Source organism: Pseudomonas sp. TE3895 (assembly GCF_056278855.1).
The window spans coordinates 4,366,261-4,391,912 of record NZ_JBWBQE010000001.1; the positions used below are offsets into that span (position 1 = coordinate 4,366,261).

Annotated in this window: 31 protein-coding genes and 2 pseudogenes; 21 read left to right on the plus strand and 12 right to left on the minus strand. The window is 59.6% G+C overall.

Annotation, left to right across the window (positions count from 1 at the left end):
• Nucleotides 1–2 precede the first annotated feature (2 nt).
• The 4 genes from ACZ889_RS19800 to ACZ889_RS19815 all read left to right on the plus strand — a co-directional run bounded on the left by ACZ889_RS19800 (nt 3) and on the right by ACZ889_RS19815 (nt 2,489).
• On the plus strand, nt 3–779 hold the full coding sequence (locus ACZ889_RS19800; RefSeq protein ID WP_476238996.1) for an ERF family protein: 777 nt from the start codon (nt 3–5) through the stop codon (nt 777–779).
• Nucleotides 763–1,380: a lambda exonuclease family protein gene (locus ACZ889_RS19805; protein WP_476238995.1), complete on the plus strand. Its 618-nt coding sequence runs from the start codon at nt 763–765 to the stop codon at nt 1,378–1,380. The genes ACZ889_RS19800 and ACZ889_RS19805 overlap by 17 nt, the downstream gene beginning before the upstream one ends.
• 12 nt (nt 1,381–1,392) lie before the next feature.
• Nucleotides 1,393–1,884, plus strand: a complete 492-nt coding sequence (locus ACZ889_RS19810) for a single-stranded DNA-binding protein (protein ID WP_232896293.1) — start codon at nt 1,393–1,395, stop codon at nt 1,882–1,884.
• Between the two features lie 242 nt (nt 1,885–2,126).
• Nucleotides 2,127–2,489 (plus strand): hypothetical protein, encoded by a 363-nt coding sequence (locus tag ACZ889_RS19815; RefSeq protein WP_180689911.1) that lies wholly within the window; start codon nt 2,127–2,129, stop codon nt 2,487–2,489.
• 60 nt (nt 2,490–2,549) lie between these two features.
• On the opposite strand, the gene ACZ889_RS19820 is transcribed toward ACZ889_RS19815, so the two are convergent.
• Complete coding sequence (locus tag ACZ889_RS19820; RefSeq protein WP_180689910.1) at nt 2,550–2,927, minus strand: hypothetical protein; 378 nt, start codon at nt 2,925–2,927, stop codon at nt 2,550–2,552.
• Between the two features lie 105 nt (nt 2,928–3,032).
• Here ACZ889_RS19820 and ACZ889_RS19825 point away from each other — a divergent pair, with 105 nt between their 5' ends.
• Nucleotides 3,033–3,578, plus strand: a complete 546-nt coding sequence (locus tag ACZ889_RS19825; protein ID WP_180689909.1) for a phiTE_072 family protein — start codon at nt 3,033–3,035, stop codon at nt 3,576–3,578.
• Nucleotides 3,579–3,601: 23 nt separating this feature from the next.
• On the opposite strand, the gene ACZ889_RS19830 is transcribed toward ACZ889_RS19825, so the two are convergent.
• Both ACZ889_RS19830 and ACZ889_RS19835 read right to left on the minus strand, forming a co-directional pair.
• Complete coding sequence (locus ACZ889_RS19830; RefSeq protein ID WP_180689908.1) at nt 3,602–3,823, minus strand: hypothetical protein; 222 nt, start codon at nt 3,821–3,823, stop codon at nt 3,602–3,604.
• A 163-nt stretch (nt 3,824–3,986) separates the two neighbouring features.
• Nucleotides 3,987–4,130 carry a hypothetical protein gene (locus ACZ889_RS19835; RefSeq protein WP_180689907.1) on the minus strand — a complete coding sequence of 48 codons (144 nt, stop codon included), beginning with the start codon at nt 4,128–4,130 and terminating at the stop codon, nt 3,987–3,989.
• A gap of 170 nt (nt 4,131–4,300) precedes the next feature.
• On the opposite strand from ACZ889_RS19835, the gene ACZ889_RS19840 reads away from it, so the two are divergent.
• Nucleotides 4,301–5,062, plus strand: a complete 762-nt coding sequence (locus ACZ889_RS19840; protein WP_476257731.1) for a hypothetical protein — start codon at nt 4,301–4,303, stop codon at nt 5,060–5,062.
• A gap of 50 nt (nt 5,063–5,112) precedes the next feature.
• On the opposite strand, the gene ACZ889_RS19845 is transcribed toward ACZ889_RS19840, so the two are convergent.
• On the minus strand, nt 5,113–5,520 hold the full coding sequence (locus tag ACZ889_RS19845) for a hypothetical protein (RefSeq protein WP_047604708.1): 408 nt from the start codon (nt 5,518–5,520) through the stop codon (nt 5,113–5,115).
• A 115-nt stretch (nt 5,521–5,635) separates the two neighbouring features.
• Complete coding sequence (locus ACZ889_RS19850) at nt 5,636–6,481, minus strand: hypothetical protein (protein WP_476257732.1); 846 nt, start codon at nt 6,479–6,481, stop codon at nt 5,636–5,638.
• A 50-nt stretch (nt 6,482–6,531) separates the two neighbouring features.
• Between ACZ889_RS19850 and ACZ889_RS19855 the strand changes: the two genes are divergently transcribed.
• Entirely contained in the window at nt 6,532–7,455 is a 924-nt protein-coding gene (locus ACZ889_RS19855) for a DNA cytosine methyltransferase (RefSeq protein ID WP_476257733.1), read from the plus strand.
• A 14-nt stretch (nt 7,456–7,469) separates the two neighbouring features.
• Here ACZ889_RS19855 and ACZ889_RS19860 read toward each other — a convergent pair whose 3' ends face one another.
• Nucleotides 7,470–7,673 carry a hypothetical protein gene (locus tag ACZ889_RS19860; RefSeq protein WP_476257734.1) on the minus strand — a complete coding sequence of 68 codons (204 nt, stop codon included), beginning with the start codon at nt 7,671–7,673 and terminating at the stop codon, nt 7,470–7,472.
• A gap of 68 nt (nt 7,674–7,741) precedes the next feature.
• Between ACZ889_RS19860 and ACZ889_RS19865 the strand changes: the two genes are divergently transcribed.
• Both ACZ889_RS19865 and ACZ889_RS19870 read left to right on the plus strand, forming a co-directional pair.
• Nucleotides 7,742–8,008: a hypothetical protein gene (locus ACZ889_RS19865; protein ID WP_476257735.1), complete on the plus strand. Its 267-nt coding sequence runs from the start codon at nt 7,742–7,744 to the stop codon at nt 8,006–8,008.
• Nucleotides 8,005–8,730 carry a hypothetical protein gene (locus tag ACZ889_RS19870; RefSeq protein WP_476257736.1) on the plus strand — a complete coding sequence of 242 codons (726 nt, stop codon included), beginning with the start codon at nt 8,005–8,007 and terminating at the stop codon, nt 8,728–8,730. The genes ACZ889_RS19865 and ACZ889_RS19870 overlap by 4 nt, the downstream gene beginning before the upstream one ends.
• A 49-nt stretch (nt 8,731–8,779) precedes the next feature.
• Here the strand turns inward: ACZ889_RS19870 and ACZ889_RS19875 are convergent, their stop codons facing one another.
• Nucleotides 8,780–9,004, minus strand: coding sequence for a hypothetical protein (locus tag ACZ889_RS19875; RefSeq protein WP_110160040.1), 225 nt, complete (start codon nt 9,002–9,004; stop codon nt 8,780–8,782).
• Nucleotides 9,005–9,087: 83 nt separating this feature from the next.
• Between ACZ889_RS19875 and ACZ889_RS19880 the strand changes: the two genes are divergently transcribed.
• Entirely contained in the window at nt 9,088–10,797 is a 1,710-nt protein-coding gene (locus ACZ889_RS19880; RefSeq protein WP_476257737.1) for a DNA cytosine methyltransferase, read from the plus strand.
• A 128-nt stretch (nt 10,798–10,925) separates the two neighbouring features.
• Nucleotides 10,926–11,477: a DUF1003 domain-containing protein gene (locus tag ACZ889_RS19885; protein ID WP_180689902.1), complete on the plus strand. Its 552-nt coding sequence runs from the start codon at nt 10,926–10,928 to the stop codon at nt 11,475–11,477.
• 594 nt (nt 11,478–12,071) lie between these two features.
• Here ACZ889_RS19885 and ACZ889_RS19890 read toward each other — a convergent pair.
• From ACZ889_RS19890 to ACZ889_RS19905, 4 genes and pseudogenes are all read right to left on the minus strand, one after another.
• Nucleotides 12,072–12,527: a methyl-accepting chemotaxis protein gene (locus ACZ889_RS19890; RefSeq protein ID WP_476258028.1), complete on the minus strand. Its 456-nt coding sequence runs from the start codon at nt 12,525–12,527 to the stop codon at nt 12,072–12,074.
• Between the two features lie 81 nt (nt 12,528–12,608).
• Nucleotides 12,609–13,385, minus strand: a pseudogene (locus ACZ889_RS19895) (PAS domain-containing protein); the annotation flags it as partial.
• Between the two features lie 702 nt (nt 13,386–14,087).
• Entirely contained in the window at nt 14,088–14,390 is a 303-nt protein-coding gene (locus tag ACZ889_RS19900) for a hypothetical protein (protein ID WP_454238706.1), read from the minus strand.
• 159 nt (nt 14,391–14,549) lie between these two features.
• Complete coding sequence (locus ACZ889_RS19905) at nt 14,550–14,786, minus strand: hypothetical protein (RefSeq protein ID WP_180689899.1); 237 nt, start codon at nt 14,784–14,786, stop codon at nt 14,550–14,552.
• 157 nt (nt 14,787–14,943) lie between these two features.
• Here ACZ889_RS19905 and ACZ889_RS19910 point away from each other — a divergent pair, with 157 nt between their 5' ends.
• From ACZ889_RS19910 to ACZ889_RS19945, 8 genes are all read left to right on the plus strand, one after another.
• On the plus strand, nt 14,944–15,195 hold the full coding sequence (locus tag ACZ889_RS19910; protein ID WP_454238705.1) for a hypothetical protein: 252 nt from the start codon (nt 14,944–14,946) through the stop codon (nt 15,193–15,195).
• The gene (locus ACZ889_RS19915) at nt 15,192–15,527 is read left to right on the plus strand and encodes a hypothetical protein (protein ID WP_279839639.1); all 336 of its coding nucleotides are present in this window, start codon (nt 15,192–15,194) and stop codon (nt 15,525–15,527) included. The genes ACZ889_RS19910 and ACZ889_RS19915 overlap by 4 nt, the downstream gene beginning before the upstream one ends.
• Nucleotides 15,524–15,982: a DUF2591 domain-containing protein gene (locus tag ACZ889_RS19920; RefSeq protein ID WP_476257738.1), complete on the plus strand. Its 459-nt coding sequence runs from the start codon at nt 15,524–15,526 to the stop codon at nt 15,980–15,982. Before ACZ889_RS19915 ends, ACZ889_RS19920 begins: the two co-directional genes overlap by 4 nt.
• A gap of 52 nt (nt 15,983–16,034) precedes the next feature.
• Nucleotides 16,035–16,442 carry a hypothetical protein gene (locus ACZ889_RS19925; RefSeq protein ID WP_454238702.1) on the plus strand — a complete coding sequence of 136 codons (408 nt, stop codon included), beginning with the start codon at nt 16,035–16,037 and terminating at the stop codon, nt 16,440–16,442.
• Between the two features lie 56 nt (nt 16,443–16,498).
• On the plus strand, nt 16,499–16,915 hold the full coding sequence (locus tag ACZ889_RS19930; RefSeq protein WP_012273088.1) for a hypothetical protein: 417 nt from the start codon (nt 16,499–16,501) through the stop codon (nt 16,913–16,915).
• 212 nt (nt 16,916–17,127) lie between these two features.
• Nucleotides 17,128–18,321: a tyrosine-type recombinase/integrase gene (locus tag ACZ889_RS19935; RefSeq protein WP_476257739.1), complete on the plus strand. Its 1,194-nt coding sequence runs from the start codon at nt 17,128–17,130 to the stop codon at nt 18,319–18,321.
• A gap of 20 nt (nt 18,322–18,341) precedes the next feature.
• Entirely contained in the window at nt 18,342–19,928 is a 1,587-nt protein-coding gene (locus tag ACZ889_RS19940) for an ABC-F family ATPase (protein WP_003248141.1), read from the plus strand.
• 175 nt (nt 19,929–20,103) lie between these two features.
• Entirely contained in the window at nt 20,104–21,297 is a 1,194-nt protein-coding gene (locus tag ACZ889_RS19945; RefSeq protein WP_004576697.1) for an MFS transporter, read from the plus strand.
• Here the strand turns inward: ACZ889_RS19945 and ACZ889_RS19950 are convergent.
• A pseudogene (locus tag ACZ889_RS19950) lies at nt 21,259–22,304 on the minus strand (alpha/beta hydrolase family protein). The gene ACZ889_RS19945 and the pseudogene ACZ889_RS19950 sit on opposite strands and share 39 nt — an antisense overlap.
• 201 nt (nt 22,305–22,505) lie before the next feature.
• On the opposite strand from ACZ889_RS19950, the gene yghU reads away from it, so the two are divergent.
• Nucleotides 22,506–23,348, plus strand: a complete 843-nt coding sequence (gene yghU / locus ACZ889_RS19955; RefSeq protein ID WP_003248134.1) for a glutathione-dependent disulfide-bond oxidoreductase — start codon at nt 22,506–22,508, stop codon at nt 23,346–23,348.
• A 584-nt stretch (nt 23,349–23,932) separates the two neighbouring features.
• Complete coding sequence (locus tag ACZ889_RS19960) at nt 23,933–25,636, plus strand: amidase (protein WP_476257740.1); 1,704 nt, start codon at nt 23,933–23,935, stop codon at nt 25,634–25,636.
• Nucleotides 25,637–25,652 lie beyond the last annotated feature (16 nt).

Sequence of the window (25,652 nt, forward strand, 5' to 3'; positions counted from 1 at the left end):
CCATGAGCCAAGTAGCCAGGGTCGAAACCCATTCCCAGCCACAGGCTGTAGCCGCTGAGTCGGTCACCGTCCTGCAGATCATCCAGCAGGTGGCCATGTCCCCCAACGCTGACATCGACAAGATGGAGCGTTTGATGGTCATGCATCAGAACATCCAGGCACAGCAGGCCAAACAGCAGTATGACGAGGCGCTGGCCGCCATGCAGGAAGAGTTGCCAGTCATCGGTGAGCGCGGCGGAATCAAGGACCGTAACGGCCGCGTCCAGAGCACCTACGCCCTCTGGGAAGACATCAACGAGATGATCAAGCCGGTGCTTGCCCGCCACGGCTTCGCCCTCACGTTCCGCACTCCGCGCAACGAGCGCGGCATCGAGGTAGAGGGCGTGCTGAGCCACCGGGCCGGTCACCGCGAAACCACCTCTCTCGTGCTGCCGGCTGACACCAGCGGCAGCAAGAACGGCGTCCAGGCCGTGGCGTCGAGCGTGAGCTACGGCAAACGCTACACCGCCGGCGCCCTGCTCAACTTCACCACCACTGGCGAGGACGACGACGGCAACGGCGCCGTGATCAAGCCTCGGGTTACCTCGGTGCAGGCCACCCAGCTGGCCATGCTGCTGGAGCGGTGCAGCGACAAGGCCAAGAAAGCTTTCGCCAGCATCCATGGCACGCCGTCGGCTGTGGAGAAAGCGGCTTTCGACCAGGTGCTGGGCATGCTCAGCAAGTCAGTCAAACAGCACGAATCAGCCCCGCAGGAGGCACAAGATGCAGATCATCACTGATATCGAGCAGGGCACACCTGAATGGCTGGCACTGCGCCTGGGCATCGTTACTTGCTCGGAATTGGACTGCCTGCTGGTCGCCGGCAAGGGGGAAGCGGGCTTCGGCGTGGCCGCTTTCACTTACATGGACCAGCTGATCGGCGAGCGGATCACAGAGGAAGCCGCAGAAACCCCATTCCAAACCAAGGCCACGATTCGCGGCCACGAACTGGAGGGCGTCGCCCGGGGCCTGTACGAGGACCGCGAAAGCATAAAGACCCGATCGGTCGGCATCATCCTCAACCACGGCATCGGCTACTCCCCTGACGCGCTGGTCGGCGACCAGGGTCTGACCGAGATCAAGACCAAGCTCCCCAAGTTTCAGGTGAGCGTCATCCTGAACGGTGAAGTGCCCAAAGAACACGTCGCCCAGTGCCAGGGCGGCCTATGGGTATCGGAGCGTGAATGGCTGGACTTCATCAGCTACTGGCCCGGCATGCCTCTCTTCGTGAAGCGCGTGTACCGCGACGAAGTGATGATCCGCAAGCTCACCGAACGGGTGAAAACCTTCTACGAAATCCTCGACGAGCGCATGAACAAGGTGCTTGGCGCGGCCGCATAACAAGGAATCACGATGCCTACTCTTACTGACATCGGCCGCATTGGCCGCGACGCTGAACTGCGCTACACGCCGAACGGCGACCCAGTGTGCAACATCGCCATCGCCTGTGAATACGGCCGCAAGGGCAACGATGGCAAGCGCCCCACCCAGTGGGTCGACGCCACGCTCTGGGGCAAACAGGCCGAGGCCATGGCCCAGTACCTGGTCAAAGGCCAGCAAGTGCACTTCACCATCGACGACGCCCACGTCGAGACCTACACCAAGTCCGATCACTCCCAAGGTGTGAAGCTCACCGGTCGAGTGATCATCATTAAGTTCGCCGGCGGTCCGCCTCAGCAAGCCCAGGGCAACCAGCCCGCGCAGCAGCCACGCCATCAGCAACAGCGCACCCAGCAGCGCCCGGCTGCCCAGCAGCAGAGCCAGCAAGGCACGAACGGTCCCGACTACGAAAGCTTCGATGACGACATCCCGTTCGCCCCTCTACACCACCTGGCAGGCGCATGATCGCCACCATGTCTCAGCCTGTGCCCGCCGTGAAGTACGCGGCGGCCATGGCCAGATCCACTGGTCAGCCTTGGGGCGTGTACCGAGGAAACAAGCGTCTACTGGTGGTTATGCCGTCTGGCTCGACGAAGAAAGCGCCCATTGAGGTGTGCCACCCATGAGACGCATCCAGAAGCTCAGGCAGCAGCGTCGCCGCCAGCTGCACATACACATCCCGCCCAGCGAATTGAAGGAGGCGCCGTATGGCGATGACGTCGCAAGAGCGCGACAAGCGACGGCGCGAGAAGGCCGAGCGCCTGCAGGAAGAAGACCTGCGCTTGAAGGTTCGACCAGGGACTAGACAGGCACTAGCCGAGATAAAGGCCTGGGCCAGCGTCGAGGAAAACGGCGAAGCCATGACCCTGCTCATCCACCGCATCCATGAATTAGGGCCTGAAGCGGCCCGCCACTTCCTCAGTCCACCGCGCCACGAAATCAAGCTATCGAATTCTGTGGTGCGCAAGCTCGACCAGTTCCGACTGAGCCGCGAACTGCGCGCGCCCGGCCTGGAGCTCGGCGACGACCCGGACGACACCGGCCTGATCCTGCTCGCAGAACGGGCCTGACTCAGCCCTCAACCGGATGATGATGCTGATTATTCAACAGGACCCTGGATGTGAGCCGAATCAGTCCTTTTTCGGGTAAGGAACCCACAAGGTGCAGGCTGACGCGGATTGTCCAATCAGCCAGTCATGCTCGCGGGCATCGAATGGTCTTTCCATGCCATCGGCGACTTTCAGTGCAACCGTGTAGGCCCCGACAACCTCACCCTCGTAGGGCATTGTCTCGACAAAAGCTGGGTTTGCCTTGAGCGCCTTGAATGCTTCAAGCAGGAGATCTGGATGTTTGCTGGCGTCCGCATTCATTTCGATCACAGAAACTGCGAGAAAGGCCGCGTTTGAGCACCGATCAATCTTTTCACGCTGCGCCTTGTTGCTTTCAGTCGCACTCACTGAAGTGATGAATGACAGTGCAACCCATGCAGCGGCAATCGCGTAGCGCATTGAGTAGTCCTCGAATTAGATCGAGGCGAATGAAACACCATCCCAAACCAAATTGCCACCATGCCGCATCCGGCCACGGAGGGCGGCGCATGCATGGAAAACGCCATGAACATCGAGACATCGACCGTCACCAAGCTGCTGATCACCGGCGCCGAAGGCCTGGACCCGATCAGCGTCTACCTCGAAGACTTCGAGCCCTGCAAGGGCAAGATCACCGTCAGCTGCTACGACAAGACCTGGCACGCCTACTGGGGCGGCATGTGGGATGGGCTGAACGTGGCCCAGTTCTTCTGCAAGCTGAACGAGGCCTACATCATCGGCTACTTCGACCGCTCCCTCAGCTTTCGGAGGTTCAGCGGTGATGCCCTGGCCTTCAGGGCCCGGAAAATGATCCTGCGGATACGCCGTGAATGCGACCTGGATGGCGAGGATGCCAGGAGCCTTTTCGACGAGGCCGAGGATGTTCGCCACACCAGCTCGCTCGACGAGTGCGGCGGCGCCCATCGCGAGTTCATGCACCGCGTGTTCGGTGACGATTGGTGGAACCTGCCGGCGGACGCCATGGAGCCGAATCCCGACTGGGCCTACCTCTGCCGCATCATCGCGACAGTTCAGCAGGCCCTGGCCAAGCAGTTCCCGATCGCCGCCTGACTGTCCTTCGCTACCCGCCAGCCTCAGTCGACTGAGCGAGCGTCAACACAAGATGCCACGCATTCGACGATGGCCGTGAAGCTCCCGGTAAAGTTGTGCCGCAGCTCTCGCGGCATGTCGTAGGAAAAGTGGATCAGCCAGGAACCGTCGCCCAATAGCACAGCTTCCTGACGGTACTTATCAACCTGATCCTCATCAATTCCGAGAACTGCTGCGACTTCCTGGTTTGTTGGCTCGCGGTCCATCAGGGGATTCGACTCGCTGGGATGGAATTACAATCCTATAGCCCAAATGACATCAAATTGCCACCACCAAGCATCCCCCGGTGAGGCCGGCGCCTACGCGCAGGGCTCCGCGCAGATGGATGTGTTTCACGACACCAAGCTAGCAGCGTGAGATAACTGGGGCTCATCCTTTTTTGGTTTTCTTCCAGGTCAGGCTTCCACTGCCTTCATGATCATGGGTTTCAACGATTAGGTAGTGAGCGATTGTCTTTCCATTCTCGTCGATCTCGTAGAAATTCCAGGTATCTACGCCGGCGGTGATTTCCATGACGCCGTCCCCAGACCTGAATTCATGCTGGTCTGGTATCCGTAAAAACTTTTTCAGTTCCTTTGTATTCACGTCTGCTCCGATGCGGCCCCATGCCGCTTGTCGACTAAATACCCCACATAAACGAATCACGCCACCCCCGCGAGGGCGGCGTATGCATGGAGAAAGCCATGAACGACGAACAACGCCACCAAGAATGGATTGCCCAGCGTAAGGCCGACGAAGCCAAGCGCCGCGAACGTGCCGCCGAGTGCTTGAAGGATCACGAATACACCATTTTGGCTGACACTGATCAGCTGAAGGTGTGGCGCTGCAAGGAACCGGGCACCAACTGCTATGCATTCGACATCCTCATCACCCGCTTCGGTATCGCCATCGTCGGCGACATCAATGGCCTGACCTTCAACGTCGGCCTTTCCTACGGCATGGAGTTCCTGGCCGGGGACGACATCGGCTACTACATCCATTCGAAGCTCGAAGAGCATTGCCGTGAGCGCGAGTTCGATGAGGAAGCTTTCCGCGCAGCACTGGTAACCGGCGTCTGCAGCCAGATCTGTGAAAACACCCATGACGACGAGCTGTACGCCGCCCTGCCCGAGTGGATGCGGAATGACGGCGGTGTCGGTGAAGCAGGCCGGTGGGATGAGTTGCGCAGCCTGGTCAAGGATCGGCTCGCAGCGTTCGAGTACGGCGAATACGGGCACGACTTCTGGGACGCCCTGAATGATCGCCTGTACGAAGCCGACCACGTCGAATGCGTCGAACAGGCCAGCATGCTCATGAGCGAGCACCACGAAGTGCTTGGCCTGGGCTGCGACTACTGGGAGATCACCATCGACAAGCCTCGGGACAGCCTGATCAATCGGCTGTACCTGATCAACCACGCCGCCAAGGCGATCGTCGCTCAGCAGGCCGAAGCGAAAGCCGCCTGACCATCCGGCGCTGCCCGCCAGCGACTAATCTGCTCCGGCATTGGCCTATCTCAGTTCCGTTTATCGTCATCCGTTGGAGGGCTGTACATCCCTCTATCCTCGCTGAGTCGGTGAAAAGGCGACCGCTTCAGCCGAGGGATTGCGAAATGGTAAACAATCAACAGCGTTGCCCATCCAGCAAGGCAGAAAATCGAACGCTCGCTTGTGCTCAATGACAGGGCGAAGGAGATTGCCACTATCGCAAACATGATGCTGACGAAGAAGAATCCAGTCGCCAAGGCATTGACGAGGAAATTAAGCCTGTGCCAACGATCTGGGATCAGTTCGAGGGGGCCTGTGGCGATCAGAGCAATTCCAAACGGCACGGAATAGCTGATCAACGACGCAGATGGCTTTCCCAACCAAAGAAACGCTATCCAAATCGCGAGCCCTATGAATGATGCCGTTCGGGTCTTCATCGCGGCAGCTCCTGATCTTGGCGATCTTCCTCGATCGCGCAACCCCATTACCACTATCCTTGTTCGGTGAGCGGCGAAGCATATCACTCGGCGCTGCCCGCCAGCGCCTTCTGTGTTACTTAATCGGTGAAAGCCAATCATCTGACCACGGAACACTCATCACTTTTTCATCATCTAATGCATGCATCCACTGCGTCACCAGCTTATTTGCAATCCCCCCTTTTTTTATAACCTTGATTGCCTCGTTATGAATATTAAACAGCATTGGATAGGTACTTTCAAACCAGTCGATCTCTAAAACCCTTTCAAAAACCTGCTGTTCTTTCTGAGTTCCTGATTCTTTGGCAAAGGCGCGCATAATAGAAAGAATTTCGCACACTCTAGAGCTTTGCAAAAGCATGGATTGAACAGTTAGATACGCGCCATAATCGAACGACTTTTTCAACTGATGCGACTTAATGTTCAGAAGGCTAGACTCGAGATCATAGGGGTGCCGTTTAGCATCCAAAAAATATGCTGTCAACCACCATGCCGCATGCTTAGGTTTTCTGGCTATTTCTTCGGGATGGAGTAAGAAGTTCAGCTTAACCAATATTGCCAAGAAATCAGATTTAGCATCACTGTTGATAGCCCTTAGATCAGCCGCATACCTTTCCTGCAGATCCCTAAGGTGTGTACGGAGACTAATTTTCGCACTTATCTCTAAAGAGCTCGCTTGCATCTCTGCAGCGCCCTTCAAACTAGTCATTTCATGACGCTGCAACAGAACCGTTACAAGCAACCAAACAAAAGCCAAAGTACCAGCCGGACCAGCTAGCGAGTCACCTATTTCATTAAGCTTTAAGTCTGAAACACCTTTTACAGAAAAAAGAACAATAAAACCAACGACTATTACAACGGTAACCAGCGACGCAACACTTAATATAACGAGTGGTACTGGTGAATCATCCTTGCGACTCAAAGATACACCTCTAGCATCAGGCCAAAAATCCCCAATTAAAAGGGAGCAGCATGACTACTGCAATAGATTTGTTCGCCGGCCTCGGCGGATGGAGCACCGGCGCGCGCGCCGCAGGCGTCCAGGTTCTCTGGGCGGCAAACCACTGGCCAGTGGCCGTTGAATGGCACAGCGCTAACCACCCAGAAACCCAGCACGTCTGCCAGGACCTGCACCAGGCGCGATGGGAACAAGTGCCGGCACACGACATCCTGCTGGCCTCGCCTTGCTGTCAGGGCCATGCAAAAGCCCGCGGCAAGAAGTCGGGCAACCCTGAGCATGACGCATCGCGGTCGACGGCATGGGCGCCGGTATCGGCTCTTGAATTTCACCGGCCGCAGGCGGCAGTGATCGAGAACGTTCCTGAGTTCACCGACTGGGTGCTTTACCCGGCCTGGCTCCAAGCAGTTCAAGCGCTTGGGTATCAGGCCGCGCCGCACATTGTCGACTGCGCCGACCTGGGCGTGCCGCAACACCGGGTTCGCCTGTTCATGGTTCTGACGCGCAGCAAGGCGCCTCTGATGCTACAGCTGCCGCAGGAACGGCACGTGCCCGCCACCAGCTTCCTCGACTTCGACGCCGGGCGCTGGTCACAGATAGAGAAGCCGGGCCGGGCTCAGGCCACGCTCGACCGGGTGCGCAACGGCCGCCAGCGCTTCGGCGACCGCTTCATCATGCCCTACTACGGAAAGGGCTCAGGCACCACCGGCCGCGATATCAAACGGCCGATCGGCACCATCACCACCCTGGACCGCTGGGCCTTGGTCGACGGCGACCGCATGCGGATGCTCAGCGCCAGCGAGGCCCTGGCCGCTATGTCGTTCCCGGCTGACACCCTGCGCCCGGATAACCACCGGCTGACAATGCACATGGCCGGCAATGCGGTACCGCCGCTGGCCGGACAGCGGGTGATTGAGGCCTTACTGCAGGCTGCCTAGAAGGCAGAGTCTCCTCACAGCCTGACGAAATATTCGAGTTTTTCGCCTAGATATTTCGCGACCTGCTCAGCCTCCTCCCTGCTAGTGCCAGGCGCCAAGTGGAAACCATATCGTCCATTCGTGATTTGCCCTTCCTCTGGCCCTGCCTCAATTGCTATCCACGGCTCGCCATCCTCAGCGAGGTGGACTTGAAATGTCGGTCGCTCCAGCTTCTTCATGCTCATCACTCCAGCGCAAGACTGAGCCATAAATCATAGTCTTTTTTGACGGCAGTTAAGGTATCCCCATGCCCACAGAAAACCGATCCAGCAACACCTACCGGCACACGTTCACCGCAATCTGCCCAGGCGACGGAGAGGTCATCGTCTACAGTCTGGAGATCCGCAGCCAGCCGATGATCCGCGTCGAGCACATCAAGACCGCCACCGCGCTAATCAAACAGGGCTGGCACGAGCAAATCGCCGACCAACTGGCCGAGCGCTTCGGCGGAGACCAGGTGATCAAGGCGGTGCACCAGGGCGTCGAGATCGAATCGGTGAGGCTGAGCGGATGATCCATTACCACGGGACGCCCATCGGCGGAACGCGGCAGGATGCGGCGAGGCTGCTTGCCGGCCGGCACGCCCTTGTACCTTTCCCGCGCCAGGACGACATGGGCATCGTCGCCGAGACCTGCCAGTCGTTCGTCTTCGACAACGGTGCGTTCACCGTCTGGAAGAAGGGAGGCCAGGTAGACGTGCACGGCTATACCCGCTGGGTGGATGACTGGCACCGGCACCCAGGCTTCGATTGGGCCCTGATCCCTGACGTGATCGATGGAGACGAAGACGCCAATGATCGGCTGCTCGAGCAATGGCCTGGCCGCCTGCCAGGCGTTCCGGTCTGGCATATGCATGAGTCGATTGAACGTCTGCAGCGCCTGGCCCAGTCCTGGCGCATGGTTGCCCTGGGCAGTTCGGGCCAGTGGCGCTCCCCGGGTACCGCCTCGTGGTGGAAGCGCATGGGCGCCGCAATGGACGCCATTTGCGATGACCAAGGCCGGCCACTCTGTCGCCTGCACGGGCTGCGAATGCTTGATCCAGCAATCTTCCAAGGTCTGCCGCTGGCATCGGCTGACAGCACGAACGCCGCGGTGAACGGCGGCAGCATCAGCCGGTTCGGCATTTACACCCCGCCATCGGCTGGGCAGCGCGCCAGCGTGATCGCAGACCGAATCGAGGCTCACAATAGCGCGCCGATCTGGCAGCGAAATCCTCAGGCGGAAATGGCGCTATAAGCCAACGCCTCGCGGGACTTGGTCATTCCCGCAGAGCGTCGTTAAGCACTCAACGGATATCCATCGTGGTCTTTGCAACTACCACGTCTGAATCGTCGAACCAGACAACGCACCACTTCGTTTGGTCCATGAAGTAGAAACTCTTTTGTCTTTCGGGCCTACCCATGAGTCCGCGCTTCCCCCAACCTCCAAGCGCTTCTTCGCCAACGATCTCCGTAACCTCATCAAGAGTCATGCCGACCTTGATCATGCTGTCACTCAAGTTGTAACGCACCAGCTTCTCCTTAATCCGGCTCCATGCCGCGCCACACGAATAACCCAATTCAACGAATCACGCCACCCCGGCGAGGACCGCCCATGTCTGCATTTCAGAAAAAGAACCCGCTCGACTTCAAAACCCAGTACGGCCTCGGCTTCGATCCGCAAGACGATGAAATCGTGGTGGACTTCTTCTGCGGTGGCGGCGGCGCCGGTACCGGGCTGGAGATGGGCCTGGGCCGGCCGGTGACGGTGGCAAAGAACCACAGCCCGGCGGCCATCAGCATGCACACCGCCAACCACCCTGCAGCGCGCCACTTCACCACCGACGTTTTCGAGGGTGACCCGGATGAGGAATGCCAGGGCCGACCAGTTGGCTGGTTCCACATGAGCCCAGACTGCACCCACCACAGCCAGGCCGCCGGCGGCCAGCCGCGAAAGCGCGAGATCCGCAACCTGTCTTGGATTGGACTGAAGTGGGCCGGCAGGAAGCGGCCGCGGGTCATCAGCCTGGAGAACGTGAAGCAGATCCTGCAGTGGGGTCCGCTGATCGCCAAGCGCGACAAGACTACCGGGCGGGTGATGAAGCTGGACGGCACCGTGGCTGCCATCGGCGAGCGCGTGCCGGTGCAGCAGCAGTTCCTGGTTCCCGACCCGAAACGTCGCGGCATCACCTGGCGCCGGTTCGTGCACCTGCTCGAAGGTATGGGCTACCAGGTTGAGTGGCGCGTCATCAAGGCCTGCGACTTCGGCGCTCCCACCAGCCGGGAGCGGCTGTTCATGATCGCTCGCTGCGACGGACAGCCCATCGTGTGGCCAGAGCCGACCCACGCCAAACACCCGGTCAAGGGCCAGCAGAAGTGGCGAACCGCCGCCGACTGCATCGACTGGAGTGTGCCGAGCAAAAGCATCTTCGGTCGCAAGAAGGAGCTGGCAGCTGCAACGCTGCGCCGCGTGGCCAAGGGCATGAAGAAGTTCGTGCTGGAAAACCCGCAACCCTTCATCGTGCCAATCGCCAACTGGTCTGGCGAGCTGGCCCAGTCGGCAAATGAGCCGCTGCGAACTGTGACCTCCTGGCCGCGCGGCGGGTCATTCGCTTTGGCTAGCCCAGTAATGATTGGGGCCGGTGGCCCGGTCTATGCGGGAAAGCCCGTACCAGCCGACCAGCCGATGGGCACCCTCATGACGCAGAGCCACCGGGCGCTGGTGACTGCCTTCATCGAGCAGGCCAACGGCGGATTCAACACCACGCCAGCGAAGGGCGCGGACGAGCCGCTGACCACGGTCACCAACACCGGCAGCCAGCAGCGCCTCGTGACCGCCAGCCTGGCCACGCTCAGGCGCAACTGCGTAGGCCGTCCCGTAGATGACCTGGTGCCGACAATGACTGCCGGCGCCGAGCACCACGCCTTGGTCGAGTACAAGCTCTCGCCAGAGCATGAGGAAGGTGCCCTGCGCGTCGCGGCATTTCTGATCAGCTACTACGGCACAGAGAACATCAGCGCCTGCGACGCGCCGGCGCCGACCGTGACCACCAAGGACCGCCTGGGCCTAGTCACCGTCTTCGTGAAGGGCACCCCGTACGTCATCGTCGACATCTGCCTGCGCATGCTGCAGCCGCACGAGCTCTACCGCGCCCAAGGCTTCCCGGCCAGTTACATCATCGACAAGGGCGCCGACGGCAAGCCGTTCACCAAGACCGAGCAGGTGCACATGTGCGGTAACAGCGTCAGCCCGCCGCCGATGGCTGCACTTGCTCGCGCAAACGATCCTTGGAAAGTCAAAGTTTCGGAAGCTGCTGCCGCCTGACACCACGGCGCTGGCCGCCAGTGCCCTCCCCTACTCAACGATGACACCTCGACTATAAAGGCTGCGTCTGGGGGAGCGCTGGCGGGCTAGTCTAAACTGGACATGAGAAACCACCACGGAGCCAGCAGATGGACCCGTTAACCTCTGAGCAGTCTAAACCTGATGAAATTCCTGAGGACGTAGACCATCTCAGGTTTCATCGCGCCCATGAACATATGCACCACCCCTTTGGTAACGATGCATTTGCCCGAAAAGCCGAAGCTTTCGCCCGTTTCTTTGGTACACCAATTTTTCTTGGGTCCCAGTCACTAGTGGTTCTTATTTGGATGGGTATCAGCTTATCGGGGCTGTCAGCGTTTGATCCCTACCCCTTCATTTTATTGAATCTAGCGTTCAGTCTGCAGGCGGCCTACGCGGCACCTCTAATTCTTCTGGCGCAAACTCGCCAAGCCGACCGTGACAAAGCAACTTCCGATGCAGACGCACGACATCGAGAGGCAATTGCCATGGACAATCAAAGACGGCAGCGGGACGCAGAGCTGCACAGCAAGCAGCTTCTGCAGTTGTTGGAGCAAAATACACACCTAACGGAGGTAACAAAGCAGATGAGTGAGCGAATCGAAGTCCTTACTTCACAGATCCACTCACATTTGCTTGCTTCGTCAGGAAGAGCGTCCTGATAATGAGTGCATCCGTACTCTTTTCGCAGCAACCTATCTCCCTTCTATCGCTGGTCCCATACCCGACAAACGAGCGGGGAGCGCAGAGCGGCTGTAGTTCGGGCACGAACCACTCCCCAGGCAAGTGCTTGGGTCATCGTTTCTTCAGAGCGAGTATCGTAAACCTCCTCCAGCAATGGTATGCCCCCCGAGGCGTAGACACCGACGAACAGTTGCGTAACGCCCTTGGGGGAGAGCCGGACCTCAACGTCAATGCTTACGCCGTCAGCATAGGCCTCAGCATGACATCGAGAATGTAGCGCTGAGTTTGCCCAGCACCAGTACGTGGGGCCTCGAGCTCTCATTCTGGTTGTCCTTTCTATCGAGAACTTAGTAAGGCACACAAATCATTAGCGCACAGCACCACTGGGCGGTTGGCCTGGACCGTTTCGCTATCGACAAACTCGCTTTAACCTCTATTCACTGCCGCGATATGGCGGCCAAGGCGACCTCATACACACAGAAAACTGATCCAGAGCGCATCAAGTGGCCAGCGTGACATACCGAAACTAGCTAGTTTGAGCGATTTTTGACTCGAATCCTTCGACGGATAAACTACCTCACCTCATTCGCAAAGCGACCAACCGCCCCGACCACTTGTTTAGCGCCGTTTTGAATTTCCAAGATCACGGTACCAGCTTCATTAGCTAGTACGAGGCCTTCCTCAGCTTTTGCTCGGCTACTGAATATTTCGCTAACAGCTTGATCAGCAAGCGCCTGGTTCTGTTGGACAACGCTCACGATTTCCTCGGTCGCCGAGCTGGTGTGACCAGCGAGTTTGCGCACCTCATCAGCAACCACAGCGAAACCTCGACCTTGCTCACCAGCACGCGCAGCTTCAATAGCGGCATTTAGTGCTAGTAGATTCGTTTGTGAAGCAATACCGCCAATGGTTTGAACAATAGAACTAATCAAGGCAGACTGTTTTCCAAGCGCCTCGATGCTCCCGGTTGCCGCTTTCATTTGCTCAGCAATACTGCGCATGGTGTCGACTGTACGCGTCACGACCACCGCACCACGCTCTGCGCTCGAATCAGTTTGCTGGGATATATCAAATGCAACGCCAGCTGCATCCTTGACCTCTTGCTCCCGTGCGACCTGGTCCGTAACAACGCTCGCAAACTTTACAACTTTAGACAGCCTGCCCTCAGTATCATGCACAGGATTGTAGGTAGCCTCGAGCCAGATATCGCTACCACGGGCATCGACTCGTTTGAAACGATCCGCGACGTACTCGCCACGGTTGAGCGTCTTCCAGAAATTCTCATACTGGGGAGATGCAGACTCTTCAGCGGGGCAAAACAGACGATGATGTTTTCCAACAATTTGGCTTAATGAGTACCCCATGGCCTCGAGAAACTGCTTATTAGCTGTGATTACAGTTCCATCCAAGTTGAATTCAATGACGGCAGTAGACCGAACCAGCGCCTGGATGAGAGCCTCATTTTCCTTCGCCTGCTCCACGGTGCGAGTTATTTCACTGCCGTAACCCTGGACATAGGCGAGGCTGCCCTCTTGATCTCGAATGGGGAGCCAATAGATTTTCAACCACGCAAGAGTACCGTCAGCGCGAAGGTAGCGATATTCGTCATTTACGGGTTCAAATCGCGCTACAGCTTGGTTAAAGGCGTGAAAGCAAGGTAGTTCTTTAACGTAAGGCGGAACGATCTCAGAGAGCGGGCGACCATACAGGCGCTCGTCGGAATACCCCAAAGTCTCTGAGAAAAGCCGATTAAATGAGCAGATACGAAACTGTGAATCAAGTCTTATGGAGAGCATACCTCTGTCCATCTGCTCGACCTGCTGACGGAGCAGTAGCAGCTCCGCGTTCTGCTCTTGCAGAGTTTTTTTAAGATTACGGTTGAACATAGAGGGCTCCAAGTTTTCTGGGTAAGGAAATATCGACAAAGGCCTTTTTTTCTTGAGCACCCAGTCATTTTTTATCTCATCACTAAGGGTATACGGACGGGGTATGAAAAAATTCCCAGCCAGCTATTAAATAGCTACAGGATCAGGAACCGTGATCGTCATCCGATGACACTGGCTTAAGGACGACTGAAGCACCTCGACAAAAAGGACATGCATTACCTTGTGCAAAGCGAGCGCCCCACCGACCACGGCCTTTCTGTGCTACAGGTGGCCGCTCCCGCTTAACGCCCCCTACTGGAGGAGCGGAGAATCACCGCTGAAAATCGCAGTTCCATCTGAGATTCTGGATCACGCTGGTAGCGGAGGCTGAGGTCTCTGGCTCAAAAATGGATCCAGGCTTCATGCGTTTTCGCTTGCTAGGCCACAGCATCATCCCAGATAACGCCGCAGATACCGCCCGCAGAATCTAGGTGCAATCCTTGAATTACAGGCTTCCAAAACAAGAGAGGCCGAAGAGCCATATAGCAAAAATCATCGTCGCTTAGCATTTGGACGAGTCCTGGAAGGCTGGCTCGAAAATACGTGCCGATGTCCCTATGCCGTCACTATGACATCAAATCGAACAGGTCACATTGCAATTCCAAATCCGTTCGATTCATGCGGAGAACACTTGTACTCCACCTAGCTGTAACCCTCTCCCCTCTATTTCGAGCAGGCTGAGAGCTTTTCCGTTGCAGCAAACCCCTCAGTGGCGATCAAGCGAGCACGCCCAACGCCCCAGGCCAAAGCTCTGGTCATCGACTCGCCTGGTCTTGAGTCAAACGCCTCTTCATGAAGAGCACTTCCAGCCGGCGCATAGACGCCGATGAACATCTGCGTAGTGCCTGTGCGCGACAATCTGACCTGAACATCAACCATGGTGCCGTCGTCGAGAATTTCGTCATGGGTACGATGGTGAAGCGTTGGGTCGGCCCAGTCCCAATATGCCGGTCCTCGAATTCTCATAATTCCTCCGTTCCAGCTGTTCTGCTTTAGGTCGTGAAAAACAACATAGCGAACCTAACCATAGAGACAACTAAAACGACCGAAACTGAGAACTCGTTCCGACAATTGGCCAAAAACTATACATATTTACGATTTTGTATAATTTTTTCGCCGAAGTTCTTACACGTCATCCCGGATAGTCACGGCAAAATCGATCCACTCTCGAAACGCTTTACGCTGAGCTTCGAGATCCTCCTCCCAGCAAATTTTACCCCCGTGGCTGTAGGCCACTCGATTCATCAATGCAGCAGTCGATTTATCGAGCTCCTTCAGCAATTGATAAGCACGATATCTCTGGTCGGCGTTCAGCATCTTGTTTTCTCTCGCGGCGCCCGCAGCCCACTCTCTGTTGAGCATGGCTTGCTGGCCGTCTGCTATCTAGACCCCTCAGTAACCAATTTTATTCCCAGCACACGCTGAAATCAGCAGCGTAAGGATAAGTCATGCCTGAAGAAATCAAGGTAATCCAACGTGTAGCTGTCGAACGAGGCAAAGACAGCCAGGCGGCGCAGCCATGACCCGCCTCGCCCTATGCTTCGCGCTTCTGGCCACCGGCGCCAGCGCAACCGAGAACGTCATCAACGTGCAGCACGACAGCCAGCGCGGCGTCACCTGCTACCTGCTCAACGGGGTCGGCATCAGCTGCATCCCCGACAGCCAGCTGCAGGCCGGCAACCAGCGCCAGCTCTCCCCGCACGAAACACAACCCGAACCTACACCCGCACTGGCGCCTGGGCGCTGGATTGATGAGAGGTATCAGCTGTGACCGAACTGGAAGAACTGCTGCTCGCCGCAAAGGCCGCTGGGATTGAAGTAGAGCCGTGCACCTGCAGCGATCCGAAATGGCCGCTGCGCATCAAGGGCCAGTCGGGCACCCGGGCACATTGGAACCCTCACATCAACGACGGCGACGCATTCAAGCTGGCCATTGACCTGGGCATCCAGATCCACATTGAAGGGTCCGGCGAGTCTGAGGCCGTCTGGGCTGATGACACCATGATCTGGGTGGACAGCGAATATGCCCAAGGCGATCGCAGAAAGGCGGCACGCACGGCCATCGTCAGCGTTGCCGCCCAGCGCGGAGAGAAGATGCCATGACCGACCTGATCGAAGTGAAGACGGCCGACTTGGCCGGCGAAGCGCTGGGATGGGCCGTCGGCAAGGCTGAAGGCCTGGACGTGTTCCTAGCCCAGCCAGAGTACGGCAACCCTTGGCGCGTGTTCGCTCGCTACAGCTACACGGTGACCGAGCACACCAAGCGCTACAACCCGTGGGAAGACTGGGCGCTGGGCGGGAAGCTGATCGAGAAGTACCAGGTTTCGCTGTCGCCACCGACAAGCGCCGTGCACCGCAACTTCGGCTACATGGACAAGCGAAACGGCTACTACGAGTCGGGCCTGTGGAGCAGCACGATCTTCGGCAAAGAGCGAAAGCACCGGCGCACCGCGTTCCACCATCCCAACAACCCACTGATTGTCGCCATGCAGGCGATCGCCCAGTTTGAGTTCGGCGATACCGTCCAGGTGCCGAAGGAGCTGATGCCATGTTCTTGATCCCTATCGCAGCACCACTGCTCATGGCCTACCTGATCTACAGGGGGACGCGATGAGCCGCGAAGTGACAGAGCTGGACTTCAGGAAGCCGGAATTCCGCGACGCAAAGGTTGAGGATTACGAGTTCCGCGAAGACGGCGCGCTGGTCAGAAAAGACCGGTGGCAAACCGGAATGTGGCGAGTTGCATCGCTTGTCGGCCAGTCACGGGGTGGATTCGAGATCGACGCTGTTGTCGAGAAGGTCCGCAAACTCGCTGGAAATTGGTGCCCGCCTGATCCAGATGAAGACCCAGGGTTAGAGCGTATCGACATTCGCCTGTCCTGTGGGAGCGTGCTGGTCAGCTGCGAACGCACCGGACCGTTTGCCTATCGCTGGTCCTTCGGGAACATAACCTTCACCAGCAAAGACTTCGGCGCCGACATCGTCGAATGGCAAGAGACAGCCGCGCCCAAAGACTAACCCCTCCCCCTACAACTCAAGCCCGCCGACATGCGCGGGCATGGAGAGCTATTGCCATGACGAAAGAAGAACTGGCCGCCCAACTGAACGGCCTGGAATACCCGACCCGCATCCCCGGCGCGCTGATCGTCGCAGCACAGAGCGCTGGCCTGGTGATCCTCTGCGGAGCCAGCGACGACCTGATGGAATTCTACGGCGCCCGGCGTGAGGAGATCGGCTGCTACGACGGTGGCACCGCATTCGTCGATGCAGATGGCGTCCTGCCTGATCGCGATTGCCTGGATGGCGATGAGGAGCTCGCCGAGTACGTGCAGCGACAGAAGTCGGCCAAATCGATCGAGGCCCTGTGGTGTAAGGAGGACGGCTACAGCTGGACCTATAAAACCGAGATCCCGCACGCCACCTTCGAAGTCGTGGAAGACGAAGAGCCATATTGCCGCGGGATCGTTTTCGCCCTGGCTGACCTGGCCTGACCACCAACCTGCCGCCACCGGCGGCGTGGAGACCATCCAATGGAAACCCAAAGCACCGGTGACGTCGACAAGGTCACCGAACAGAAAATGGCTGACCTGCTCGGCTGCACCAAACGCGCCTTGGAAGGCCGGCGCTTACGAGGAGCGATCCCCGAGGGCGTCTGGATGAAGCACGGCGGACGCATCATCTATAGCAAAAAGAGGTATGACGAATGGCTGGAAAGCCAATGGATTTACCCCCTGGAATCGACGTCCACTATGGCTCGCTCCGGCTCAGGTTCATGTGGGAAGGTACTCGCCGAAGTGAGACCCTTCCCTACCCCCCGACACAAAAAGGCATCAAAGCTGCATCCCAGCTTCGCGATAAAGTAAACAGCCTGATCAAGCTCAACCTCCTCGACCACGACAAGTACGCGGAGTTGTTCCCCAGCTCCGCCGCGGTTGTGGGCGGCGTTCCAACATTCGGTGAGTACGCCCAGTTGTGGCTGGACAGTCGTGAGATCGCAGCTGGTACCAGGCTGAACTATAAGGGCACCCTGAACCTGTACTGGGTGCCCCACCTCGCCTTGGTGCGTATTGATCTGATTACGTCGACGCTCCTGAGGCGAATCGTCGCCTCCATCACCTGGACTTCACCGTCGGTCAAACGCAACGCAATGGTGAAGCTGTCGACCATCCTGCGATCAGCGGTACTGGACGGGCTGATCACGAGGAACCCGGCTGAAGCCATACAGCTGCCAGCACGCTCGAGGAAAGAGGTCGATCCCTTTACCTTGGACGAGGCGAATCTGATCATTACCGAGCTGTACAAGCACCCTCATTGGCCTAGCCAGATATATGCGGCTTTCTTCGAATTCATGTTTTTCACTGGCCTACGCCTGTCCGAAGGCCTGGCACTGAGATGGGATGCGGTCGATACGACCAAGAAGACAGCTCACGTGCGGCGAACGATCGCGCTCGGGGTAGTTGAGGAAAGGACGAAGACAGGGAGGGACAGGTTTGTGCTGCTCAACGACAGGGCCTTGCACGCCCTGGAGTTCGCCAAGCAGTACGCAGAACGCCGCAGGCTGGGCAAAGGCCAATTCACCGAATCGCCGTTCGTCTTCCCGCCTGGGAAGAATGGGGAGCACGTCAAGCAGACGTCGGACCTGCACCATCAGTGGCGCCCGATCCTTAAAGGCTTGGGGATCAGATACCGCCCCCCGTATAACTGCCGCCACACCTATGCGACAATATGCTTAATGTCTGGTCTCAACCCCGCATTTATCGCCCAACAGCTCGGGCATAGCGTGCAGATGCTCTTATCGACTTATGCGCGCTGGATTAACTCGTCCAACGACTGGCAGGAGCTGGAAAAGCTCCAAATTGGTCCGAAATTGGTCCGTAGCTGCGAAGAAGCCACGTAAGTTATTGATAGGTAAGCTCCTTGATCTCCACCGCTAACATCACCATGCAGTTCGGCTCCAAGCCGCTGTTCGAAAACGTTTCCGTCAAATTCAACAACGGCAACCGCTACGGCCTGATCGGCGCCAACGGTTGCGGCAAGTCGACCTTCATGAAAATCCTCGGCGGTGACCTGGAGCCGTCCGCAGGCCAGGTCATGCTTGAGCCGAACACCCGCCTGGGCAAGCTGCGCCAGGACCAGTTCGCCTACGAGGAATTCACCGTGATCGACACGGTGATCATGGGCCACGGCCAGCTGTGGAAAGTCAAAGCCGAGCGTGACCGTATCTACTCGCTGCCGGAAATGACCGAAGAAGACGGCATGGCCGTCGCCGAGCTGGAAACCGAATTCGCCGAAATGGACGGCTACACCGCCGAGTCCCGCGCCGGTGAACTGCTGCTGGGCCTGGGTATTCCGCTGGACCAGCACTTCGGCCCGATGAGCGAAGTGGCACCGGGCTGGAAGCTGCGTGTCCTGCTGGCCCAGGCGCTGTTCTCGGACCCGGACGTGCTGCTGCTCGACGAACCGACCAACCACCTGGACATCAACACCATCCGCTGGCTGGAAACGATCCTCACGGCGCGTAACAGCACCATGATCATCATTTCCCACGACCGGCACTTCCTCAACAGCGTCTGCACCCACATGGCTGACCTGGATTACGGTGAGCTGCGCCTGTTCCCGGGCAACTATGACGAGTACATGACCGCAGCCACCCAGTCGCGTGAGCAGCTGCTGTCGGACAACGCCAAGAAGAAAGCCCAGATCGCCGAGCTGCAGACCTTCGTCAGCCGCTTCTCGGCCAACGCCTCCAAAGCCAAGCAGGCCACTTCACGTGCCAAGCAGATCGACAAGATCCAGCTGGCCGAGGTCAAGCCGTCCAGCCGCGTCAGCCCGTTCATTCGCTTCGAACAGACGAAAAAACTGCACCGCCAGGCCGTGGTCGTCGAGAAAATGGCCAAAGCCTTCGACGACAAGGTGCTGTTCAAGAACTTCGACATCACCGTCGAAGCGGGCGAGCGCGTTGCGATCATCGGCCCCAACGGTATTGGCAAGACCACCCTGCTGCGCACCCTGGTCGGCGAGATGACCCCGGATGCCGGCTCGGTAAAGTGGACCGACAGCGCCGAAGTGGGCTACTACGCCCAGGACCACGCCCACGACTTCGAAGACGACATGAGCCTGTTCGACTGGATGGGCCAGTGGACCTCTGGTGAGCAGGTTATCCGCGGCACCCTGGGGCGCATGCTGTTCTCCAACGACGAAATCCTCAAGTCGGTGAAGGTGATTTCCGGTGGTGAACAAGGTCGCATGCTGTTCGGCAAGCTGATCCTGCAGAAGCCGAACGTGCTGGTGATGGACGAGCCGACCAACCACCTGGACATGGAATCGATCGAAGCGCTGAACCTGGCGCTGGAAAACTACCCGGGCACCCTGCTGTTCGTCAGCCACGACCGCGAGTTCGTGTCGTCGCTGGCCACGCGCATCATCGAGCTGTCGGCCGATGGTGTGGTGGACTTCAGCGGTACTTACGATGACTACCTGCGCAGCCAGGGTGTGCTGGTCTGATTGAAGGCCAAGGCCTGGCCACCTTGTGTGGCTGGGCCTCTTCGCGGGCTTGCCCGCGAAGCCCCCCTCCCACCGACTGACACTGCCCGACGAATAATTCGTTAGCCTGCTTTCTTTTCCTTTGCGCAACGGCCATGATGGGACCACGCCCAACCGCCCGCCCGCGAAAGAGCCCATGACCGCGCAACAACCTGCCCCCGCCAGTCACACGCTGCACATCACCCTGCAGATCCTGTCGATCGTTTTCTATACCTTCATTGCCTTCCTCTGCATCGGCCTGCCGATTGCGGTGCTGCCCAGCTATGTGCACGACCAGCTCGGCTTTGGCGCAGTGATCGCCGGTGTAACCATTGGCCTGCAGTACCTGGCCACGCTGCTGAGCCGCCCGTTTGCAGGCAGGGTGGCGGACACCTTGGGAGGGAAACAGGCCATCCGCTTTGGCTTGCTGGGGATTGCCGGTTGCGGGGTGTTGACGTTGCTGTCAGCCTGGACCCTCACCTTACCGCTGCTGAGCCTGGCACTGCTGCTCGGTGGACGTTTGCTGCTGGGCATCGCCCAAGGGCTGATCGGTGTGGCCACTTTGAGCTGGGGCATCAGCCAGGTCGGCCCCGAACACACTGCCAGGGTGATCTCGTGGAACGGCATCGCCTCCTATGGCGCGATTGCCATCGGTGCGCCGATCGGCGTGCTGGCCGTGGACGGGCTGGACTTCAGCGTACTGGGGCCGGCTTTGCTGGTGCTGGCAACCCTTGCCCTGCTGGTGCTTCGCAAGCGCCCCGACGTGGTCGTGGTGCGCGGCGAGCGCCTGCCCTTCTGGTCGGCGTTCGGCCGGGTTGCCCCGTGTGGCCTGGGTTTGACCCTGGCCTCGATCGGCTACGGCACCTTGACCACCTTCGTCACCCTGTACTACCTCGAGCGCGGCTGGGCCGGTGCGGCCTGGTGCCTGAGTGCGTTTGGTGTGTGCTTCATCATCTCGCGGCTGCTGTTCGTCAACGCGGTCAACCGCTTTGGTGGCTACAACGTGGCGGTCGCCTGCATGGCCACCGAAGTGCTGGGCCTGGGCCTTCTGTGGCTGGCGCCCTCGCCGCCCTGGGCGCTGGTTGGCGCCGGGCTGACCGGTTTCGGGCTGTCGCTGGTGTACCCGGCATTGGGCGTGGAGGCGATCAAGCACGTCCCCAGCAGCAGCCGCGGCGCAGGGCTGGGTGCCTATGCTGTGTTCTTCGACATGGCCTTGGCCATTGCCGGCCCGGTGATGGGCGCCGTGGCGGTACACCTGGGGTATGCCTCGATCTTCTGCGTGGCGGCCCTGCTCGCCTTGGCCGGGGTTGGCCTAACGTTGTGGCTGGCGCGGCGCGCCCGCCGTAGCTGAACGCTCAGCCGGCGCTGGCGCCCCCAGCGCCTGGCTGAAGAACGCTGCCGTTTCTCGCTGCAGCGAATGATGTATATGCCGGCGGTCGACGCCGTCGGCGTCCTTGCACAGCGCCGGCATTCGCGCGTACTGCTCGGCATCGCAGTGGGCCATGAACACGAAATGCCCGGCACCGGCCAACAGACGGTAGTCCGGTGTGACCGGCAGTTTGCGGGCCAGGGCCTCGGCATTACGGTCTACGGCCACAAGCTGATCGCTGTCGCCACTGTAGATCAGTGCGGGTACCTGCACTCCGGCCAGCGCATGGCGCCCGAACAACAGGCTCAGCGGCGCCATCAACATGACCGCCCCCACTCGCGGGTCGGTCTCAGGCGCCAGTTCGCTACGGTCGGCAATCAGTATGCCGTGGGTCTTGCAGGCATCTGCGTCATGCGGGCGCTCCAGGCAGTACTGACGCAGACGGTCCAGGTCGGGGCGTGCGCCAGACAGGATCAACGCGGTTTCTCCGCCGGCCGAGTAGCCGATCACGCCCACCTTGCCGTCATTCAGATAAGGCCCGACCACTGCATCATCACGCGCTGCGGTGATCGCCGCGCTGACTTGCAGCGGCCGCCCATAAAGATTGCTCAGGGTGCCAAGGCGACTGTGGTCGCGCACGTTGTCCCCCGGGTGCACCACCGCCACCACCACGAACCCTTGCCGCGCCAACGACGTGGCCAGGTAATGCAAGGCCAATGGGCTGCCCGTATTGCCGTGAGACAGCACCAGCAGCGGGAATCGGCCCATGGCGACGGGCGCCTCTTCGGCCACGTCGACGGGATACCCGTCTATACGGCTGCTACGGGTTTTGCCAATGGCCGGGTAGAACGCCAGCGCTTGCATCGGGCGGCTATCGACCGGGTCGGTCAAGGTCATGGGTGCAGGCCGGCAACCCACGGCGCGGCCTCGGCGCGGGCCAACAGGCCGCCGAGCAGGACCAGCGCCAACACGCAGCGTGCAAGGGTCATCGGCCAGCGGTTCCTTGCAAGACGAAGTGATAACCCAGCATAAAACCGGCCGGAGTTATGCCGGATGAAAACTGGATGAAACCGCCGTCATGCAAGCTGCGCCTGCACCCTGTGCATTTGCGCATTGTGTCGAACCCATGGCATAGATGCAGGTCAACGTTTTCACGTGACCGTTTTCGCGCCATTGAAGGAGATTCATGCATGAGCAAGCCTGCCTACGTGCCACCCAAAGTGTGGCGCAACGACGCAGCCTCCGGCGGCCAGTTCGCCAGCATCAACCGCCCGGTCGCCGGCCCGACTCACGACAAGGACCTGCCGCTGGGCAAACACCCGCTGCAGCTGTATTCCCTGGCCACGCCCAATGGCGTCAAGGTCACCATTGCCCTTGAAGAGCTGCTTGCCCTGGGCCACGCCGGTGCCGAATACGATGCCTGGCTGATTCGCATCGGCGAGGGTGATCAGTTTTCCAGTGGCTTCGTCCAGGTCAACCCCAACTCGAAGATTCCCGCCCTGCTCGACCGCAGCGTGGAGCCGCCGGTGCGGGTGTTCGAATCAGGTTCGATCCTGCTGTACCTGGCAGAAAAGTTTGGAGCATTGCTGCCAAAATCGCCGGCTGCGCGCACCGAATGCCTGAACTGGTTGTTCTGGCAGATGGGTGCGGCGCCTTACCTGGGCGGTGGTTTTGGCCACTTCTACGTGTATGCACCAGAAAAGTTCGAGTACGCCATCAACCGCTTCACCATGGAGGCCAAGCGTCAGCTGGACGTACTTGATCGTCGCTTGGCCGAAAGCCGTTATCTGGGCGGCGAGGCATACAGTATTGCTGATATTGCCGTGTGGCCGTGGTATGGCCAGCTGGTACGCGGCAACCTGTATGACGCGGCGCAGTTCCTGGCGGTTGACGAGTACCCGAACGTACAGCGCTGGGCCGAGGACATCGCCCAGCGCCCTGCTGTGCAGCGCGGTACACGCGTGAACCGTACCTGGGGAGATGAACACAGCCAGGTGCCGGAGCGCCATAGCGCCGCCGACCTGGCAGGTTGACGCAAACCGTGTGGAGCAACTGTCTTGCTCAATTTCCATAAGCTGGCGCGATCCGTGTGGGAGCGGCCTTGTGTCGCGAAAGGGCCGCGAAGCGGCCCCAGCATTATTTGCATCGACGCTGAAATCCCGGGGCTGCTGTGCAGCCCTTTCGCGACACAAGGCCGCTCCCACAGGGACTGCGCCAGGCTTTAGATGTGGACGACGACTTTCAGGACTTCCAGCGCCGGTTCGACCTTGATGCCCAGCACTGCCCCCAGGTCCATTACCCGTGCCAGTTCCTGCTGCCCTACCATGACCATCTGCAGTTCATACCTGTGGGAAACAACGGCGACCCTGGGGTTGTGGGTGGGTTTGCGGTGATGATGTTTCTCGATATCGCGCAGGGCTGAGGCTGAGCACCAGCCTGTGGGCGGCCCTTTGGTGACTGAAAGGCCGCCCCCACAATGGGCCGGGTAATGCCTGTGAATGCCCCCGACAATGCCCCCCTGCATAAAACCATTTGCCCCTGCGCAAACCTGCGTCCGCCAAGCCCTTCTTGTACACTCGTCGCATTAGCCCCCACCTGCACATTTTTTGGTGAACGCATGATCGAGGTAACCGAGGTTTCCATTGCCGAGCTGCGCGACGCGCTCGAGTCGGGCCGCACGACAGCGGTCGAGCTGGTCAAGGCCTACCTGGCGCGCATCGACGCCTACGATGGCGCCGACACGGCCACAGCCCTTAACGCCGTAGTGGTGCGCAACCCGGAGGCGCTTAAAGAGGCCGAGGCCTCCGATGCCCGTCGTGCCAAGGGCCAGGTGCTGAGCCCGCTGGACGGCATCCCCTACACCGCCAAGGACAGCTACCTGGTCAAAGGCTTGACTGCCGCCTCCGGCAGCCCTGCCTTCAAGGACCTGGTCGCCCAGCGCGACGCTTTCACCATCGAGCGCCTGCGCGCCGCCGGTGCCGTGTGCCTGGGCAAGACCAACATGCCGCCCATGGCTAACGGTGGCATGCAGCGCGGCGTCTATGGCCGCGCCGAAAGCCCGTACAACGCCAACTACCTGACCGCGCCCTTCGCCTCGGGCTCGTCCAACGGTGCCGGTACCGCCACCGCCGCCAGCTTCAGCGCCTTTGGCCTGGCCGAAGAAACCTGGTCCAGCGGCCGTGGCCCGGCGTCCAACAACGGCCTGTGCGCCTACACCCCGTCGCGCGGGGTGATTTCGGTGCGTGGCAACTGGCCGCTGACGCCGACCATGGACGTGGTGGTGCCCTATGCCCGCACCATGGCCGACCTGCTGGAAATCCTCGACGTGGTGGTAGCCGATGACGCCGACAAGCGCGGCGACCTGTGGCGCCTGCAGCCGTGGGTGCCAATCCCCGCTGCCTCGACGGTACGTCCGGCTTCGTACCTTGAACTGGCGGTAGATGCCAGCGCGCTCAAGGGCAAGCGCTTTGGCGTACCACGCATGTATATAAATGCCGATCCCGAAGCGGGCACCGCCGAGAAGCCAGGCATCGGCGGGCCGACCGGCCAACGCATCAACACCCGCGCCACGGTGATCGACCTGTGGCAACAAGCACGCCAGGCCCTGGAAGCGGCAGGTGCCGAAGTGCTGGAAGTGGACTTCCCGTTGGTGTCCAACTGCGAAGGCGACCGCCCAGGCGCGCCGACCGTGTACAACCGCGGCATCGTCAGCAAAGCTTTCCTGCATGACGAACTGTGGGAACTGTCGGGCTGGGCCTTTGACGACTTCCTGCGTGCCAACGATGACCCCAAGCTTAACCGCCTGGCCGATGTCGACGGGCTGAAGATCTTCCCCCACGACCCGGGCACCTTGCCCAACCGTGAAGACGACCTGGCTGCCGGCATGGACGAGTACGTCAACATGGCCAAACGTGGCCTGAAGACCTGGGACCAGATCGAGACCCTGCCCGACGGCCTGCGCGGGCTGGAGCAGACCCGCAAGCTGGACCTGGAAGACTGGATGGACAAGCTGGGCCTGGACGCGGTGCTGTTCCCCACCGTAGCCGACGTTGGCCCGGCCGATGCCGATATCAACCCGGCATCGGCGGACATCGCCTGGAGCAACGGTATCTGGGTAGCCAACGGCAACCTGGCAATCCGTCACCTGGGCGTGCCGACCGTGACCGTGCCGATGGGCGTGATGGCCGATATCGGTATGCCGGTGGGGCTGACCTTTGCCGGGAAGGCCTATAGCGACAACGCGCTGCTGAGTTTTGCTGCCGCGTTCGAGGCCACCGGCTCGCGCCGGATGATTCCGCCGCGCACGCCTGCGCTCGGCTGAGTCTTACAGGGCCCGC